Here is a 17,091-nt window from a genome sequence, read left to right on the forward strand (position 1 = left end):
CTATCATTAACGCTGGACAGATGACATTGTCGACACGCTCCGCAGGAGAGCCAGCTCATCAAGAATTTTCCCAACGCCAAACACAACCGACGTGAGTGGATCGTCAACGGTCACAATAGGCAGTGCGGTTTCTTCACGCAGCCGGGCATCGAGGCCCTGTAAGAGGGACCCACCACCTGTCAGCACAATCCCACGATCGATAATATCCCCTGCGAGTTCAGGTGGCGTATTCTCCAGCGCCAACCGAATCGCTCCGACAATCGTGGCAATCGAATCCTGCAATGCGTCTCGCACCTCTGTATCGTTAATTAATATGGTTCGCGGTATCCCGGAAATAAGATCCCGACCCTTGACGGCCATTTGTTTTTTTTCAGGAAACGGATGGGCCGACCCCACTTCCATTTTAATGCGTTCCGCCATATGGTCACCGATTAAGAGGCTATATTCTCGTTTCAGGTAACTGATAATCGCAGAATCAATCTGGTCTCCAGCGACCCGAACGGACTCGCTGTACACAATGCCTCCCAAAGAAATCACCGCAATATCCGTGGTGCCGCCGCCAATATCGACCACCATGTTTCCCGAAGGTTCCGTAATTGGAAGCCCCGCGCCAATGGCGGCCGCCACAGGCTCTTCAATAAGATAGACCTCTCGAGCACCTGCGAGTTCAGCCGACTCTTTGACCGCTCTCTGCTCAACCTGCGTGATACGCGAGGGAACGCCAATGACAATTCGTGGCCGGACAAGCGTGTGACGCTTATGGACTTTGTGAATAAAATAGCGAAGCATTTGCTCTGTCATATCAAAGTCTGCAATGACGCCTTCTCGCATTGGTCGAATCGCCACAATATTCCCAGGCGTCCGGCCAATCATTTTTCTGGCTTCTTCACCAACAGCAAGCACGGTATTCCCTGGATTTTCAACGGCGACAACAGAGGCTTCATTCAACACAATGCCCTTGTTCTTCATGTAGATGAGCGTTGAAGCCGTGCCAAGGTCAATCGCCATATCACTCGACAATAAACTCAGAAAATTACTTATAAATCCCATGCGAAACGTTCCTTCTCACACTCGCGCATACAGAACATGAGAGTCGTGAAGACCATGCCTCTGCATCTTGATTCGTTACTCACCGTTTTTCACTGAAACTACTCAGCGTCATTAGGCTTGACATCCAGACATCTCAGAACAAAGAATCGACATCCATTCAAAAAAAACCCAACACACGCCCCTCACTTACATAGGATGAACGCTTCAGTCTCAACGGTTACGATTGACGAAGTATCAACCATTTATGAAATTTGGAGCTGTGGACAAGCGACCAGGATGGATGAGACTGGTGAACGGATTGGCTTCTAAACACAATAGTAGGCCCTGGCAGAGCTCTGGCAATACACCTGAACTCAGTCGTCGATGATAATATAGCAAATCCCATAAGTTATGACAAAGAAAGAATGTTTCATGTGCATACTCTGCGAAAAGATTTTCGCACCATGCATGTCCAAAGACCTGCATGCATGATGGCCCTCCTACTTGCCAGAGATATGGAAATTGGGTTATTAGAATCACAATAATTTTCCCAAGCGTTAGGATCGCCCATGTCAGCTAAAACACTCTTTCAGAAAATTTGGGATCAGCACGTTGTACAAGAAGACGCTGATGGCACAACCTTGCTGTATATTGATCGCCACCTTGTCCATGAAGTGACATCCCCTCAAGCCTTTGAAGGATTGAGAATGGCTGGTCGTCGACCTCGACGTCCCGCAGCAGCCCTAGCCGTTCCCGATCATAATATTCCGACAACGGATCGTCGACTGGGGATTGTCGACCCTATGAGCGCCAAGCAAGTCGAAACGCTGTCCGATAATTGCCAAGAATTTGGAATTACCTTGTTCGACATGAATGATGTTCGTCAAGGCATTGTTCATGTGATCGGACCAGAACAAGGACTGACCTTACCCGGCATGACCATCGTCTGTGGCGATTCTCATACATCGACTCATGGAGCATTTGGGGCCTTGGCCTTTGGCATCGGCACCTCTGAGGTCGAACATGTCTTAGCCACACAATGTCTTGTTCAAAAAAAACCCAAGACGATGGAAGTCCGTGTCGATGGGACACTTTCTGAATTCTGCTCCCCGAAAGACGTCATCTTAGCCATCATTGGCAAAATTGGCATAGGTGGCGGAACAGGCCATGTCATTGAGTACACGGGATCCGTGATCCGATCATTTTCTATGGAAGGACGAATGACGCTCTGTAACATGTCCATTGAGGGCGGGGCCCGAGCAGGCTTGATCGCCCCTGACGGCACGACTCTCTCGTATGTTCAAGGTCGACCGCTATCGCCCAAGGGCCACCTTCTTGAGCAAGCCACACAACACTGGCAAGACCTCACAACCGACCCAGATGCCCGCTATGATCAGATCATTGAAATGCGTGGAGAGGCTATTGCCCCACAAGTCACCTGGGGGACTAACCCAGGGATGGTAACGGGAGTCGATGGAAAAATCCCCGATCCCAAAGAATTTCCTGATGAAAAAACCCGGAATGCCACGGAGCAAGCCCTCACGTATATGGACTTACAACCTGGAACACCAATCCAGGATATTAAAATTGACCGTGTATTTATTGGGTCATGTACGAATTCTCGAATTGAAGATCTCAGAATCGCGGCAAAATACTTTTCCGGCAAACGAGTCGCCTCTGGCGTTCATGCCATGGTGGTACCTGGGTCTGGCCTCATCAAAAAACAAGCTGAAACAGAAGGGCTTGATCAAATTTTCCTTGAGGCTGGCGTTGAATGGCGAGAAGCTGGCTGCAGCATGTGCTTAGCCATGAATGCTGATGTGCTCAAACCTGGAGAACGATGCGCCTCAACAAGCAATCGGAATTTCGAAGGCCGTCAGGGAAAAGGCTCGCGCACACATCTTGTGTCGCCTGCCATGGCAGCCGTCGCGGCCATCGAAGGACATTTTGCCGATATCCGCCACTGGGCATAAATCTGACGTAGACGTTTTCATCATTTCATCTTTCTTGACTGGTGTTGTCACATATGGAACCTTTTAGCATTCATACCGGATTAGTAGCGCCACTGAATCGACTGAATGTCGACACGGACCAAATTATTCCCAAGCAATATCTCAAGACGATTCACCGAACAGGATTGAAAGAAGGCCTCTTTGCTGATTGGCGGCAAACCTCTGGCGGAACTCCAGACCCTGAGTTCTTCAGCAATCAACCCAGATATCAGAAAGCCACTATTCTCTTAACGGGCGAGAACTTTGGTTGTGGGTCTTCCAGAGAGCATGCACCATGGGCATTGCTAGACTATGGATTTCGTTGCATCATTGCTCCAAGTTTTGCCGATATTTTCTACAACAACTGTTTTCAAAATGGAATCTTACCCGTTACGCTAAACGCGCAAGAAGTCCAAACTCTGTTTGATCGTGAAGCCAGGCATAAACCGTATTCCGTTACCATCGACCTCCCTGAACAGCAAGTGATTCTGCCCGATGGCGATCGCTACACTTTTGCCATTGACCCGTTTCGAAAAGACTCTCTCCTCAAGGGGCTTGATGCCATAGGGTTGACCTTGCAAAGCCACGAGGCGATCCATGCGTACGAAGTCCGCCGTCTCAAAGAAGCTCCTTGGTTATATCAGGATATGGCCTAACCTACGTTCTGCGTCACCATTGGCAAAAGCCTCTTCTTCAAGGTCTTTGTACCTTTGACGGCCGTCAGACATTCCTCGCATCCTTTTCTTTAGAATCTGAATACGATACGGTTAGCCTAGGAAAAACATCACTTGTGGCTTACTGCCGCATGCCCTGTAGATGACGATGCAAGGCGCACACAAGCATTCGTGTTGCATGGCCATAACACTTGCATGACGCACACTATTTCCGAAACCTTCTTCCGCGACGTGACAACAAGCGAATAATCTATGCCTGAACATTCCATCCTGCAAGATGTCCTCATTATTTTCTCTGTGTCTATCGGTGTCGTCTTTTTATTTCAAAAACTCCGGCTACCTTCTATTGCAGGCTTTCTTGTTGCTGGAACACTTGTCGGCCCGTATGGCCTTAATTTAATTTCAGATCGCGAGCAGATTAAAGTTCTGGCAGAAATTGGAGTGATTCTGCTCCTCTTTACCATTGGCATCGAGTTTTCGCTTGCTCAGCTCAAAGCCTCAAGGCGAGTGCTGCTTATCAGTGGTCCAGTCCAGATATTCGGGGTGTTACTGTGCGTAGCGATTGGAGGAGTTGTTATCGGACTCTCCGTTCAGGAAACCATTTTTTGGGGCGGGCTCTTATCCTTGAGTAGCACAGCCATTGTGCTCAAAGCCTTGGGGGAACGGGGGGAAATGGATACCCATCATGGCCGTTCAACGATTGGCATCCTGCTCTTTCAAGACTTGGCCGTGGTTCCGATGATTTTGATTACACCACTGTTGGGAAACGACCAGGCAGGAGATATGAGTGCCATCGTATTTATCTTAATCAAATCTGCCATGGTGGTCACACTCATTGTCGTCGCGGCTCGAGTCATCACACCAAACCTCTTAGAACATATTGTGCGCACTAGGAGTCGAGAACTGTTTCTCCTCACCATCATTGTCTTAGGATTAGGAACAGCCTGGCTCACGTCTCTGACGGGTCTTTCACTCGCTCTTGGAGCCTTTTTAGCGGGACTTCTGATTTCAGAATCTCAATACAGCCATCAAGCACTCGCTGAGGTTCTTCCGTTTCGAGACAGCTTCAATAGCTTGTTTTTTGTCTCAATCGGTATGCTGATTGATCTTCGTGTCATTGCTTCACACCCAGTCCTGATCCTAGGTTTGGTCATCGTGGTGCTGCTTGCAAAGTTTCTGACCGCTGCTGGTGCGGCCCTCGCCGCAGGCGCACCAGTACGATCGGGAATTCTGACTGGCGTGGCGTTAGCGCAGGTTGGAGAGTTTGCGTTTATTCTTGCGCAAGAAGGAAGACAAGCTCTCCTCCTTGAGGCGGAAACCTACAACATCTTTCTCTCGGTCTGTGTCCTTTCAATGATCATCACCCCGTTCCTCATTCAATGGGCGCCAAAACTCGCCAAACGTGCAGAAGCGCTCCAAGGAGTCCATCATTGGTTTGGACACAAGGAGTCTGGCGTGCTCGCCTCAGCTCCCCTCAAAATTAAGGACCATGTCATCATTGTGGGCTATGGACTGAATGGACGGAATTTGGCGCGCGTTCTTCGAGACATGGAAATTCCCTATCTTGTCCTGGACATCGGAGCCGACCTGGTTCATGCCGCCAAAGGCCTTGGTGTGCACATTCAATATGGGGATGCCACGAATCCAACCGTGCTGAAACAGGTTCAAATCGAACAGGCACGCGCCATTGTGATCGCAACGTCGGATCCATTTGGCGTTCGGCGAACGGTCCAACTGGCTCGTGAACTGAATGCGCACATTCATATTGTCGTCCGAACTCGATACTTGAAAGAATTAGAAGAACTCCATGACTTAGGGGCCAATGAAGTCATACCCGAAGAGTTTGAAACGTCTATAGAAATTTTCACGCTGGTCTTGCAGTGCTATAAAATTCCTAAGCCGATGATTTTTGAAAAGGCCGAAGAAATTCGACGTGAAGGATACGCCCTTTTGCGGAGAGAAGAATTGCCGGCGCTGGCGCATCGTTTTCGAAAAGGTGGATTTGCCGATGTGGAGGTGGAGACCTGGAGAGTAGAGGAAGACTCACCTGCTCTGGGCCATTCACTCCTGGAAACAGCCATACAGCGAAAAACGGGAGCCGTCGTCGTCGCCATGACACGAAACGGCATCACCCAGTCCAAACCCTCCAACGAAACCATTCTTGAAGCTGGAGATATCCTCGTGCTTCTTGGATCTCGGGAACAAATTCATAAAGCCATCGCACTCATCTCTGACATACAAACGATATTACCGACGTAAAGTGTATACTCTTCAGAAATACGAACACTGTCCCTGGGTTCCACGGTCAAGAGTCGTCTTTTAGAATTTGTTCTGGCGAGGGCAGGATAGGTTTCAGCTGAGATGTGAAAAGAGGCCGTGAGATTCTCCAAAATGCTTGCGTGCCAGATCCGTGACCTGTCGTCCACGAGCTGTGCGATCAAGATATCCGGATTGGATAAGAAACGGTTCGTAGACATCTTCGATGGTGACTTTTTCCTCTTGAACTGCGGCAGCAATGGCTTCGACTCCAACAGGACCACCCTTAAATTTTTCGATAATTGTTAAGAGTATTTTTCGGTCCATTTCGTCGAGTCCGGCATCATCAATGCCCAGCCAGGTCAAGGCATCTCGTGCTACGACTTGAGTCAAAACACCCGCAGCCTCAACCTCGGCAAAGTCTCGTGCCCGTTTAATCAACCGATTGGCGATTCGTGGCGTTCCCCGTGACCGGCGAGCAATTTCCGCAGCCGCTTCCGGCTTAATCTCAATACCGAGAAGTCCTGCCGTTCGCGTAACGATAAATTGCAATTCTTCTGGAGAATAGAAGTCAAGCCGATAGACCAACCCAAATCGCTCACGGAGTGGAGAAGTCAGCGAACCAGCCCTTGTTGTCGCACCGACAAGCGTAAAGGGAGGAAGATCGAGTTTCATGGTCCGCATGGATGGCCCCTGACCGATGACCAGATCAATTTGAAAGTCTTCCATGGCAGGATAGAGTGCCTCTTCGACAGCAGGAGGCAATCGGTGGATTTCATCAATAAACAAGACGTCTCGTGGTTGGAGATTAGCTAAGATGGCAGCGAGATCACCCGCATGTGTAAGAACCAAGCCGGAGGTCGAACGAATCGTACCCCCCATTTCATTGGCGATCACATGGGAAATCGTCGTTTTCCCAAGTCCTGGCGGTCCATAAAAAATAGCATGATCGAGGGCTTCACCCCGTCGAGAGGCCGCTTCAATACACACGCGCAGCGACTCTTTCATGCGTGGCTGGCCAATATAGTCCCGTAGACTTTGAGGGCGTAGCGTACCTTCAAGACCCTGATCATCTTCAAGAGCCTGAGTTGAGAGAAATCGTTCACTCATGGCAGTGATGGTCCAATGAAAATATTGGCTTCAACGAGCTGACAGGCTGAAACACGAGGAGGTTCACACTGAAGAAGGACTCCTCTCTTAGCGGAAGGAAACGGATTCTTGAATGAGAAAAATGAGAAAATTGTATCGTCTCTTACCGCGAGACGTTCAACTCAAAATGAGTTGTACAAATCGGAGCAGCCTAAACAAAATTCAACGTTCACGCTACTATCAAGAAAATTCACGAGGAAGCCTTTTTCTTCATAGAGAAGTTTGGCACCCATCAAGGTCTCATTTTTAAAATCTTCATTACCGAGTAATTCACGGATTTCTTGAGCGGTTTTAGACGTCAGAACAGTACGAAAAATTCCACGCACTTTATGGCTAAACCGATCGTTCATAAAAATTAAATCGACTTTCCCGTCAACAATACGTACGCCAGCCATTGCGCCGGTCGGCTTACTCTTGTCCCAAAGCAAAATAAATGTGCCTTCTTGTTCGGCACGAATTCCGGCAATCTTCTCTTCAAGTAATAACTCAACGGCTGTAGTTTCGGGGTCACCCAATTTCACTTGATATAACGACACTTCTACCGCGTCGATACTTTCAGGGTCTTGGACACTGTTGCGAGTGAGTTCATACCGAGCCGCAAAAGCCAAAGAAGCCTGAAGCATGAGGCCGGCTATCAGCGCACTAACAAAAAACTTGTAAGTTCCATGAGTCATGTGTAGCCCCCAGAATAATAAATAAGAATTCCAGAAATATGGTTGAGGAAACGCGGCATGAACGATCTCAAGCTGTCACCCTGCCTTGGGGAGACGCTCAAAACGATTGTATCTAACACCCCAGGTCCGGTCAATAATGAGGCAGATCGGGTGTCGACACCCTGACAAAACCTGTCTACGGTCCTATGGTATACTCTAGAATGTATGAGTGGCTACATCACCATTAAAGGAGCTCGCGAGCATAATCTCAAAAACCTTGACCTCGAAATCCCTCGCGATCAACTAGTGGTTATTACAGGTCTGAGCGGGTCAGGAAAGTCATCATTGGCCTTCGACACCATTTATGCTGAAGGACAACGTCGTTACGTCGAATCGCTCTCCGCCTACGCCCGTCAGTTTCTCGAACAAATGGGCAAGCCCGATGTTGATTCCATTGAAGGACTCTCTCCCGCAATCTCCATAGAACAGAAGAATACGAGTCGGAATCCCCGCTCCACTGTCGGCACCGTGACAGAAATCTATGACTACTTTCGACTTCTCTATGCACGCATTGGCCGACCATTTTGCTATCAATGCGGAGACCCCATCACCGCCCAGTCGGCACAGCAAATGGTTGAGACCATCCAGCTTCTTCCAACTGGGACAAAATTTCAAATTCTCGCCCCGATTGTGCGGGGAAGAAAAGGGGAGTACCGCAAAGAACTGCTCAATGCTCGACGAGCCGGCTATATCCGAGCGCGCATTGACGGACAGATGACCGAACTTTCAACAGACATCAAGTTAAAAAAACAACAGAAGCACACGATCGAAATTGTGGTAGATCGCCTGATCATGAAAGCCGACGAAGCCTTCGCTCGACGGCTAGCTGATTCAATCGAATCAGCACTGAAGCTTGCCGAGGGATTAGTTGGAATCCTCACGGACAACGATCAGGTCACACTCTATAGCGAACATTCAGCCTGCATTCGATGTGGAGTCAGTTACCCGGAAATCACTCCACGAGTCTTTTCATTCAACAGCCCACACGGAGCCTGTCCAGCATGCGATGGCATTGGAGTCACGATGACCGGAATGTGCCCTGAGCATGAGGATTATTCACATCGAGATCCCTGTCAAACCTGCGGAGGCGCTCGACTCAGGCCGGAAAGCTTGGCGATTAAAATTACCGATCAGTCTATTGCCGATGTGACAAAACTCTCCGTTCAGGATACTGCTGACTTTGTCGACGCCCTCCCATTAGGTGACCGCGACCGCTTGATAGGCCAACGGATTCTTAAAGAAATACGAGAACGATTGGACTTCCTCATCAATGTTGGCTTGGAATATCTCACGCTTGATCGTCCAGCCGGGTCGCTCTCAGGCGGGGAAGGACAACGTATTCGACTGGCTACACAAATCGGCTCCGGACTCGTTGGAGTCCTCTACATACTTGACGAACCGAGCATTGGACTCCATCAACGCGACAATCAACGCCTACTCCAAACGTTGCTTCGTCTTCGAGACATGGGCAATACCGTCGTCGTGGTCGAACATGACTCGGAGACCATGTTGGAAGCCGATCATCTACTGGATTTAGGACCGGGAGCAGGGGTTGAAGGAGGATACCTGATCGCCCAAGGAACACCCAAAGCGATCATGAACAATTCCAATTCGTTGACCGGAAAATATCTCCAACGAACGCTTCAGGTTTCCCTTCCGGCTCGTCAACGTTCTGCGAAGGGCACCTTGAGTATCGTGGGAGCGAATAAATTCAATCTTCAATCGATCACCGCTAATATCCCTCTCGGACTTTTGACCTGTGTCACTGGGGTTTCAGGATCAGGAAAGAGCACCTTAATCATCGAAGTCCTGTTTCATTCTCTGTCGCAACTGCTCTATCAGAAAAAACCAAAAATCGACGGATGCCAGAGCCTGAAAGGTGTCCAGACCTTAGATAAAGTCATCGATATCGATCAATCCCCGATCGGCAGAACACCACGATCCAATCCAGCGACTTATACAGGACTGTTTAGTTTCATTCGAGATCTGTTTGCCAACTTACCTGAATCGCGAGTTCGCGGATATAAACCCGGACGGTATAGTTTTAACGTCAAAGGCGGACGATGCGAGACCTGTCAAGGAGACGGATTAATCAAGATAGAAATGCATTTTTTACCAGACGTGTATGTGACATGCGAAGCCTGCAAAGGCAAACGATATAATCGAGAGACACTGAATGTATTGTACAAGGGAAAAACGATCGCGGATATTTTGAACATGACCGTGGCAGAAGCGTTGGAATTCTTTGCGCCATTCCCATCCATTCGAACCAAATTACAAACATTGGCCGATGTCGGCCTGCAATACATTAAGCTTGGGCAATCTGCCACAACATTGTCAGGCGGCGAGGCACAGCGAGTTAAGCTTTCCAAAGAACTATCAAAACGCGCAACGGGAAAAACGTTGTATATTCTTGACGAACCAACAACCGGGTTACATTTTGCCGATATCCAACGACTCCTTGAAGTGCTCAATCGCCTGGTTGAATCCGGGAACACCGTATTAATTATTGAGCACAATCTGGATGTCATACGCAATGCGGATTGGGTGATCGATTTGGGTCCGGAAGGAGGCATTCGAGGAGGCACAATCGTCGCGGAAGGACCACCTGCTCACATTATAAGTGTCGAAAAGTCATGGACAGGGCGCGCGTTGCGGGAGGAATTTCAATAATATAGCGAATCCAAATACGTTCCAGTTGAGGTCGATGAACTAACCCCGCGTGATTACTAACTTCAAACATGCGGAAGTTATAGCCGTACCTTTCATCTTTTGCTCCTACGACATATGTGGTTGCGCTTTGTACGTGATATCAATTCGGCTTAGAGTTATACGGTTACGCTATAATTGAAACGGCTATAGCGAACCCAAATAACTTCCAGCCGAATGTACATCATGTGCACAGCGCAAAAACACACGTCGCACAGACGGAAGCATATTGGCACGGCTATAACGAATGGACGTTATAGCCGTCTCACATACCTTACAACCGTCGAGACCTATGAGATCATGTTGTGAGTTGGAATCATTGAGTGGAAATTATTTGGAGTCGCACTAATTGATTACGAAGACTTTTTCGTATAAATATTCAAACCAATCTTGACCTCTTCTCGATCTGGAATGCTGACATTCCCTTCAGTCGTCGCAATAATCGTTGTTTTTCCAGAAGACGATGGACCAAAGTCTTTTGAAAGATCAACCGTAATCGTCAACGTATTTCCCTCTACCTTCATATCTACATTCTTCATATCGCACTCCTAATCAAAAGAAAAATCACAGCCAAGAATTCTGGTAAACCCACAGGCCTCAAGGCAATTTTTGAACATGTTATAGCGAATCCACATATACATCAGTATGCTTGGACACGGTCGTTGAACGACCCGGTTGCACCTGAAAGGTAATCGTTGTTGTGATCGTTCTGGCTACGCATATCTCCATTACAGGTGGCCTTGGACACGGTTGTTGGGCGAACTATATGGGCCTGACGGGCAGTCATGGTTGCGACCTGGCTGTTTCTTATGTCTCGATTACAGGTGTCCAAGTAAGGACTTTCAACGCGATATCCAACGTGTCAAGAGTACGGAAGTTCATGGAATCGGCTATAACCCGAAGACGTCACACAAGAAGAGCAGGCACGTCAGGAATGTCTATTACGACGTCACCATGGTCTATTGAGCCACAATCACAAGAGACAGTAAGACCAGTACGCCCACCATATACGGAAGCACACAGAAGTACAGAATAGACTTCAGCCCCTGTTGGCTCAATGAACCCTGCCGACCGGTCGACTCTTCCCGATGTTCTTTATACACAAACTCATAGGAGAGAATCACAATCGCCAACGTCATCGCAAAGACTCGGCTCATTTGCGGCCAGGTGTAGATGCCGCCCACAATAAAGTCCATCGTATGAAACCCACTAAACAGGCCAAGCAAGGGAGCAATGATGAACCGAATGAAAATTGCGCTATAGCCTTGGCGTGGGGCCATCAGGGAAGAAACGTGTGCATCTGACTTCATGACTTGAGCGCCGAAGCGTGAGGATCCTGAGGCGCAACGGACATGGAACTAGTTGATGCAGATTGACATGACAGACAAACCCTGGGGCGTACTTTTAAAAAAGAAATTTTTCCGCTGACTAAACAACTATGGTGAACAAATCGCTCACATAACGTACAGCGTTCCCATCCCCCCCGCAGCAAGGTAAAATTTCTTGATAGTCCCTCTCCACACACTCCACACATCTCAGGAGTGATGGCGAGCGTCATTGGCTGCCAATCCCCGGCTCGATTTCGTATGCTCATAACCTTGCAAGTATACTGGGCTCTTGCTTTGAATACAATCAACCGTATCAACAAAGAGTTAGGCCGTGTGACCTTAGTTCGACATTTCGGCTGTCACTACAACATTCAGGCCGGGACAAAGACGTCACCCATGAAGAAGAAATTTAAAGCATGCACATCGACCTTGCCTATAATCCTCATGTCCCTGTATCGAAAACGATTCACCCTGTATGATTTGGTCCTACTCATCGAGGCTGCATTTAACGCTCCTAGTAGGAAAATCTATGAGTAACTATATAGAATATAAAGATTTTTTCCATTATGATTACCGTGGAACTTATATTGCTTCCTCTCAGGCTGACACTCAAGTCAAGCGTGAGGATTCCGATGAAAGTGGTCTGTTCGTGGTGTCAGAGTGAAGGACGAAACACTTTTCTGGGGTGGAGAGGGTCGAAAACGGATTCTCGAATAAGCCACGGCATTTGCGAGCGACATGTCGCTCAATTACGCGTGACAGGTCTCAGGACGAGGGCTTTGCCATCTTCTTTCCAGGAAATTCACACGCGCCTGTCTCGGTGAACTATCCTGTGTCACGCCCCAGCAGGTCTGCGCACGAATAATCAGAATAGCCGACAGGATTACCGGCGACGGGTGCGAGTAGGCTGACGGGTATCGTTAAGGCGACTTTTCACCATGGCCAGCCCGAAATTTCCAACGCGGATTGTTCGACGATAGTCGATCCAGCCATAAAGAAAAATACCCAGGAATAAGATGAAACCGACAACAACTAACTCCACTGAATTTCCAAACATATGCCGACTCTTTATTATATGTTTATGATGACAGCCTTGACTGCTCTTTCTACATGGGTTATCGGTGTCAGTAGAGGATTCTTGAGATTTTTGGTGGACCACGCATGCTGACTTCACGTCCGTCGTTTTGTTCAAATTTAATCGGTCTTCAGCGACTCCTCCTCTACCAGTCATACGGTTTCTATCGGGTTCCCCCCAATTTGTGATTATCATCTTCAACAATTGCGTATGCCGGAATTTGTACACCCCGGTGATGGGAACGTACGTTCTCTTCCGTATTTCGGAGCCCGCCGGATATAATTAAGAAAGCGTAACCCAAATACCTAAAAATATTGAGATAACGGAGAATGAGAAGTTATGCCTATGCCTGGGAAGAATGCACATTTCATACAATCGCTCCTGATAATGACGTTTTTGACCGTCGCAATAAGCGGGGGTGGGGAACCGACTGTATTCGCAGCGAATCCTCCTACGGCTACCCCACCGACAACCGATATCATCATCGATGTCAAAACCCGAAAGTTTGAGCCTGACAGGATTTCCTTACAACTCGGCCAAAAAACTCGAATAATATTGCGGAACAAAGATGCCGAACTCCATGCGTTTGTACCTGTCGGACTGCTCCTCGGAACGACACATAACGTAAGCGGCAATGGTGCCCCTCAATTTGGGAACAAAGGCCTCCTCCGTGTCCTCCTGCCTCCGATCGGTCAAACGGAAATTTCGTTTACGCCAGAAAATACCGGCACCTACCCCTTTCTTTGTGATCTTCCAGGACATGTGATGCAGGGCATCATAGTAGTGCAGGAGTAAGAAGGGGTATGGTAGAGTCCAGGGTTTGCAGTGTGATAAGAGGGTCTGTAAGGACAAAGTACAAACGATATGTTGGAAGGAGTTGCGGTCGATGAAAGAGACTTTACACCAAGAAGCATCTTGGAAATGTCATATGCCAGTGATCCATCAATGTAATCAATACTCCCGATTCGTGACATGGATAATCGCCATGAGCCTCATTAGCGTGGGGCAACTGGCCTGGGTAGCGAACAGCTCGGCAATGGACGACACTCAGCTGTTCACCACCGTCCAAAAATACGCCGAAGCGGTATCTCAAGACAATGGAATTGTTGCAGGGCAACACGACTTTGTCTGCCTCTATAAGATGAAACAAGATGGTAAGCTTATTGACGACCAATTTCCTGCCGATACGGATCCTGTCTATGATTGGTGTACCCAACGCCGCGAAGACGCACACAGCCGCGCGATTCAACAGGAAGATCGTGCACTCGACGCGGTGTGGCCAGGGAAAGGACGTGTGGTCGACTTTGAAGACTTTCAACGATTTTTTATCGCTGAGACAGGAAGCCGACAATTACCACCATCCTTTTTTGTCATGCATCAAATCTCGGTTCTTCAACCTGACGCGCCCTTTTCCATGGAAAAACTGAGTGTAGGCCCGATCCCTCATGCCTCCTTTAAGGTTCAAGAGAGTGACCCTGTCCTTGCCACGCCAACGAGTTTAGTGACTGTTCGAATTACCTACCCCAATCCCATGACGTCCCCGGTTTCCAATGCGTCAGGGGCGGAAGACTGGGCAGTGCCTTATAAAAAACCACAAGGCATTGTGAAGGCCGTGAAGGTCAAATGGGTCGTCCTGTCGAATCTCAAGGAATTAGGATTCCCTGTGAATGAGGCGGTTTTGGATATTCCGTTGGAGGGACCACATGGCACCACCATCCCCTTTGTAATCGAAGCTGGCGGGTATGCGCCTCACTCCACCGAATGGTGGGGCCCCGGTGACGCACCAGATGCGCTACAAGCAGGACTCGAGGAAGCAAAGACCACCTCGAACCAGGAAGAGTCCTTGATGTTGCTCAATCGGATATTGCTCGTCAATCCACGATATCAAGACGCTCTGCAAGTGTTTGCAGACCGCTTGTACAACGGATTGCTGACTTACGGGGAACGGAATCACGGGGTACACATCGAAAAGAAGCTCCTGGCTCAGCGGTTTAATGAATTGTACTGGACCGTTCAATCGCAAACTGATCGGATGGATTTATCCCTAGATATGGGAATGGGCGGCAAAACTGAACCCCAAGCAGCAGACTATTTATATCGGATGATCCCGGTCATGGAAGTCTTGTCGTCCCTTCAACCTGGTGACTTTGAAAACCGTCGTCGTTTAGGCATTGCGTATCAATGGACGAACGATCAACGGGCCTCGATTTCTTCACCTCAAGAATTACTGAGTGAAATTCCTGAAGACCAGAAAGAACTTCGAGCCAGATTATTACTGGAATTAGCGTGGTCACGAATAGGCAAAGTGGCGTGGAATCGGCACTTTGATGACCCCGACTTAACCAAAGGGTATGAAGAAGCGAGTACCGCGCTTGAATTGACCGAAGACCCACTTGAAAAATTTACCGCAACGTATGCCATGGCATACAGCTTGGCGTTTCGTGTTCCACTCGACAAAAAATCCATGGTCGACCTCTTAACGCAGTCACGTGATTGGTTTGATCAAATACCTGGGGCCACGCCTGAAGCGTGGGACTACATGCTCCACAATGACACCCTCAAAGGATTTGTCAACACCGACCCGACCTTCCAATCGTTAGTCGCGGCCAAATAGCCTTTGTCTCAACCATTCGATTGGCAACTTTTGGCCAATTTCCAGGACGGTCCTTTCCGAATAGGGAAGGACCGTTTTGGTTTGAAAGAACCTGAATACGGTATAGTCTCTACAGAACTGTACGCTCCCTACGAAGTTGACTCTACAGGGATACGGTCTATGGAACTGGATTTTAGAAAAAACCCTGGCATCTTAAGCAACATGGTAGATGTCATGGCCGATGGCGTGTTCACGGTTGATGCCCAGGGGCACATCGTCGCCTGGAGCGCAGGAGCTGCGCGGATTACCGGGTATGCGAGCCAGGATGTTATCGGACAATCCTGTCATGTCCTGGAAGGCCAGACCTGTAAAGGGTTTAGCAAGCTCACAGAGTTTTTGGAGAACCCGACACCCTACCCTTGGGGCATCTGCAATCAAGAATGCAAAGTCCTTGGAAAAGACGGTCGTGAACTCTATCTCTATGGCAATGTCTCTGTCCTTCGCAATGAAGAAGGCACCGTAATAGGAGCGGTCGGAACATTTACAGATTTAACCGCATTTATTCTGAGTAATGAAAAGATCGCGGTCCTGGAAGAACAAACCAAGTCCCGTGATGCCTTTCAGCAACTGGTCGGGAAAAGCCAAGTCATGCAGGAGGTGTTTCGCCGACTGCGTCTCGCCGCACAAAGCGACGTGTCGGTCTTGGTCACAGGAGAATCAGGGACGGGAAAGGAACTAGCAGCTCGAGCCATCCATGCACTCAGTAGTCGAAAAAATCAGCCATTTTTCGCCATTAATTGTTCGGCGATTCCTGAGACCTTGTTAGAAAGTGAACTCTTCGGACATGTCAAAGGGGCGTTTACCGGAGCCATTCGCGATAAGGTCGGCGTGTTTCAAGCTGCAGACGGTGGAACATTATTTTTAGATGAAATCGGAGATACCAGCCCGCTGCTTCAGCTCAAACTCCTTCGAGTCTTACAAGAAGGAGAAGTCCGTCGTGTAGGCGATGAACGTGCGATCAAAGTCAACGTACGGCTGATCACTGCAACCAACAAGGAATTGAAGAAAGCACTGGCCTCCGGCGACATACGTGAAGACTTTTACTACCGCATTCGCGTGTTTGAGATCACCATGCCACCCCTGCGAGAACGGAGAGAGGACATTCCATTACTGGTGAACCATTTCATCGGGGAGTACGCAATAATTTATCAGCGTTCCGTCACCGACATGGCGCAAGATGCCATGCAGCACCTCGTCAAATATTCATGGCCCGGAAACGTACGAGAATTACGCAATGCCATTGAACATGCCTTTGTCACTGTCGAAGGAGATTGCTTAACCCTTTTGGACCTCCCATCTGAAATTCGACTGCCTGACTGCAAATCTTCGCCGACAACATCCTCACCGGTCCTCTCAGCAGAACATGACCAAGAACGGGACCGAATCCTTTCAGCACTTCACCAAACCAACGGCCGAAAACTCGAGGCCGCCAAATTACTCGGTATGAGCCGGGTCACTCTCTGGAAGAAACTCCAAAAGTACGGAATTCAGGCCTCCTTACGCTCCTAATCCCA

15 protein-coding genes are annotated in these 17,091 nt (G+C 48.7%); 9 read left to right on the forward strand and 6 right to left on the reverse strand.

All coding sequences use genetic code 11. From position 1 onward, the window contains the following. Window positions 1-6: 6 nt before the first annotated feature. The gene (gene mreB / locus ACWHX8_RS19165) at window positions 7-1,050 is read right to left on the reverse strand and encodes a rod shape-determining protein MreB (protein ID WP_447969739.1); all 1,044 of its coding nucleotides are present in this window, start codon (window positions 1,048-1,050) and stop codon (window positions 7-9) included. A gap of 548 nt (window positions 1,051-1,598) precedes the next feature. On the opposite strand from mreB, the gene leuC reads away from it, so the two are divergent. The 3 genes from leuC to ACWHX8_RS19180 all read left to right on the forward strand — a co-directional run bounded on the left by leuC (window position 1,599) and on the right by ACWHX8_RS19180 (window position 5,953). Further along, complete coding sequence (gene leuC / locus ACWHX8_RS19170) at window positions 1,599-3,002, forward strand: 3-isopropylmalate dehydratase large subunit (RefSeq protein WP_447969740.1); 1,404 nt, start codon at window positions 1,599-1,601, stop codon at window positions 3,000-3,002. A 53-nt stretch (window positions 3,003-3,055) separates the two neighbouring features. Continuing rightward, complete coding sequence (leuD, locus tag ACWHX8_RS19175; protein ID WP_447969741.1) at window positions 3,056-3,676, forward strand: 3-isopropylmalate dehydratase small subunit; 621 nt, start codon at window positions 3,056-3,058, stop codon at window positions 3,674-3,676. 270 nt (window positions 3,677-3,946) lie between these two features. Beyond that, window positions 3,947-5,953, forward strand: a complete 2,007-nt coding sequence (locus ACWHX8_RS19180; protein WP_447969742.1) for a cation:proton antiporter domain-containing protein — start codon at window positions 3,947-3,949, stop codon at window positions 5,951-5,953. A gap of 93 nt (window positions 5,954-6,046) precedes the next feature. Here the strand turns inward: ACWHX8_RS19180 and ruvB are convergent, their stop codons facing one another. Together ruvB and ACWHX8_RS19190 are read right to left on the reverse strand one after the other, a co-directional pair. Then, complete coding sequence (ruvB, locus tag ACWHX8_RS19185; RefSeq protein WP_447969743.1) at window positions 6,047-7,060, reverse strand: Holliday junction branch migration DNA helicase RuvB; 1,014 nt, start codon at window positions 7,058-7,060, stop codon at window positions 6,047-6,049. Window positions 7,061-7,221: 161 nt separating this feature from the next. Continuing rightward, window positions 7,222-7,773 (reverse strand): hypothetical protein, encoded by a 552-nt coding sequence (locus ACWHX8_RS19190; RefSeq protein ID WP_447969744.1) that lies wholly within the window; start codon window positions 7,771-7,773, stop codon window positions 7,222-7,224. 204 nt (window positions 7,774-7,977) lie between these two features. Between ACWHX8_RS19190 and uvrA the strand changes: the two genes are divergently transcribed. Then, window positions 7,978-10,485 carry an excinuclease ABC subunit UvrA gene (gene uvrA, locus ACWHX8_RS19195; RefSeq protein WP_447969745.1) on the forward strand — a complete coding sequence of 836 codons (2,508 nt, stop codon included), beginning with the start codon at window positions 7,978-7,980 and terminating at the stop codon, window positions 10,483-10,485. 389 nt (window positions 10,486-10,874) lie between these two features. Here uvrA and ACWHX8_RS19200 read toward each other — a convergent pair whose 3' ends face one another. Together ACWHX8_RS19200 and ACWHX8_RS19205 are read right to left on the reverse strand one after the other, a co-directional pair. Then, window positions 10,875-11,060, reverse strand: coding sequence for a hypothetical protein (locus ACWHX8_RS19200; RefSeq protein WP_447969746.1), 186 nt, complete (start codon window positions 11,058-11,060; stop codon window positions 10,875-10,877). A gap of 420 nt (window positions 11,061-11,480) precedes the next feature. After that, complete coding sequence (locus tag ACWHX8_RS19205) at window positions 11,481-11,831, reverse strand: hypothetical protein (protein WP_447969747.1); 351 nt, start codon at window positions 11,829-11,831, stop codon at window positions 11,481-11,483. Between the two features lie 234 nt (window positions 11,832-12,065). On the opposite strand from ACWHX8_RS19205, the gene ACWHX8_RS19210 reads away from it, so the two are divergent. Both ACWHX8_RS19210 and ACWHX8_RS19215 read left to right on the forward strand, forming a co-directional pair. After that, on the forward strand, window positions 12,066-12,386 hold the full coding sequence (locus ACWHX8_RS19210) for a hypothetical protein (RefSeq protein WP_447969748.1): 321 nt from the start codon (window positions 12,066-12,068) through the stop codon (window positions 12,384-12,386). After that, window positions 12,379-12,513 (forward strand): hypothetical protein, encoded by a 135-nt coding sequence (locus ACWHX8_RS19215; RefSeq protein ID WP_447969749.1) that lies wholly within the window; start codon window positions 12,379-12,381, stop codon window positions 12,511-12,513. The genes ACWHX8_RS19210 and ACWHX8_RS19215 overlap by 8 nt, the downstream gene beginning before the upstream one ends. A 219-nt stretch (window positions 12,514-12,732) precedes the next feature. On the opposite strand, the gene ACWHX8_RS19220 is transcribed toward ACWHX8_RS19215, so the two are convergent. Next, on the reverse strand, window positions 12,733-12,906 hold the full coding sequence (locus ACWHX8_RS19220) for a hypothetical protein (RefSeq protein WP_447969750.1): 174 nt from the start codon (window positions 12,904-12,906) through the stop codon (window positions 12,733-12,735). A 357-nt stretch (window positions 12,907-13,263) separates the two neighbouring features. On the opposite strand from ACWHX8_RS19220, the gene ACWHX8_RS19225 reads away from it, so the two are divergent. From ACWHX8_RS19225 to ACWHX8_RS19235, 3 genes are all read left to right on the forward strand, one after another. Then, window positions 13,264-13,719 (forward strand): hypothetical protein, encoded by a 456-nt coding sequence (locus tag ACWHX8_RS19225; RefSeq protein WP_447969751.1) that lies wholly within the window; start codon window positions 13,264-13,266, stop codon window positions 13,717-13,719. Between the two features lie 91 nt (window positions 13,720-13,810). Then, window positions 13,811-15,538 (forward strand): hypothetical protein, encoded by a 1,728-nt coding sequence (locus tag ACWHX8_RS19230; protein ID WP_447969752.1) that lies wholly within the window; start codon window positions 13,811-13,813, stop codon window positions 15,536-15,538. Between the two features lie 159 nt (window positions 15,539-15,697). Continuing rightward, complete coding sequence (locus ACWHX8_RS19235; protein ID WP_447969753.1) at window positions 15,698-17,086, forward strand: sigma-54 interaction domain-containing protein; 1,389 nt, start codon at window positions 15,698-15,700, stop codon at window positions 17,084-17,086. Window positions 17,087-17,091 lie beyond the last annotated feature (5 nt).

This window comes from Nitrospira sp. M1 (assembly GCF_965152605.1).

Coding starts and splice junctions, on each gene's coding strand:
- mreB (WP_447969739.1), bottom strand. CDS start 1,050: ATGGGATTTATAAGTAATTTTCTGAGTTTATTGTCGAGTGATATGGCG.
- leuC (WP_447969740.1), top strand. CDS start 1,599: ATGTCAGCTAAAACACTCTTTCAGAAAATTTGGGATCAGCACGTTGTA.
- leuD (WP_447969741.1), top strand. CDS start 3,056: ATGGAACCTTTTAGCATTCATACCGGATTAGTAGCGCCACTGAATCGA.
- ACWHX8_RS19180 (WP_447969742.1), top strand. CDS start 3,947: ATGCCTGAACATTCCATCCTGCAAGATGTCCTCATTATTTTCTCTGTG.
- ruvB (WP_447969743.1), bottom strand. CDS start 7,060: ATGAGTGAACGATTTCTCTCAACTCAGGCTCTTGAAGATGATCAGGGT.
- ACWHX8_RS19190 (WP_447969744.1), bottom strand. CDS start 7,773: ATGACTCATGGAACTTACAAGTTTTTTGTTAGTGCGCTGATAGCCGGC.
- uvrA (WP_447969745.1), top strand. CDS start 7,978: ATGAGTGGCTACATCACCATTAAAGGAGCTCGCGAGCATAATCTCAAA.
- ACWHX8_RS19200 (WP_447969746.1), bottom strand. CDS start 11,060: ATGAAGAATGTAGATATGAAGGTAGAGGGAAATACGTTGACGATTACG.
- ACWHX8_RS19205 (WP_447969747.1), bottom strand. CDS start 11,831: ATGAAGTCAGATGCACACGTTTCTTCCCTGATGGCCCCACGCCAAGGC.
- ACWHX8_RS19210 (WP_447969748.1), top strand. CDS start 12,066: ATGGCGAGCGTCATTGGCTGCCAATCCCCGGCTCGATTTCGTATGCTC.
- ACWHX8_RS19215 (WP_447969749.1), top strand. CDS start 12,379: ATGAGTAACTATATAGAATATAAAGATTTTTTCCATTATGATTACCGT.
- ACWHX8_RS19220 (WP_447969750.1), bottom strand. CDS start 12,906: ATGTTTGGAAATTCAGTGGAGTTAGTTGTTGTCGGTTTCATCTTATTC.
- ACWHX8_RS19225 (WP_447969751.1), top strand. CDS start 13,264: ATGCCTATGCCTGGGAAGAATGCACATTTCATACAATCGCTCCTGATA.
- ACWHX8_RS19230 (WP_447969752.1), top strand. CDS start 13,811: ATGAAAGAGACTTTACACCAAGAAGCATCTTGGAAATGTCATATGCCA.
- ACWHX8_RS19235 (WP_447969753.1), top strand. CDS start 15,698: ATGGAACTGGATTTTAGAAAAAACCCTGGCATCTTAAGCAACATGGTA.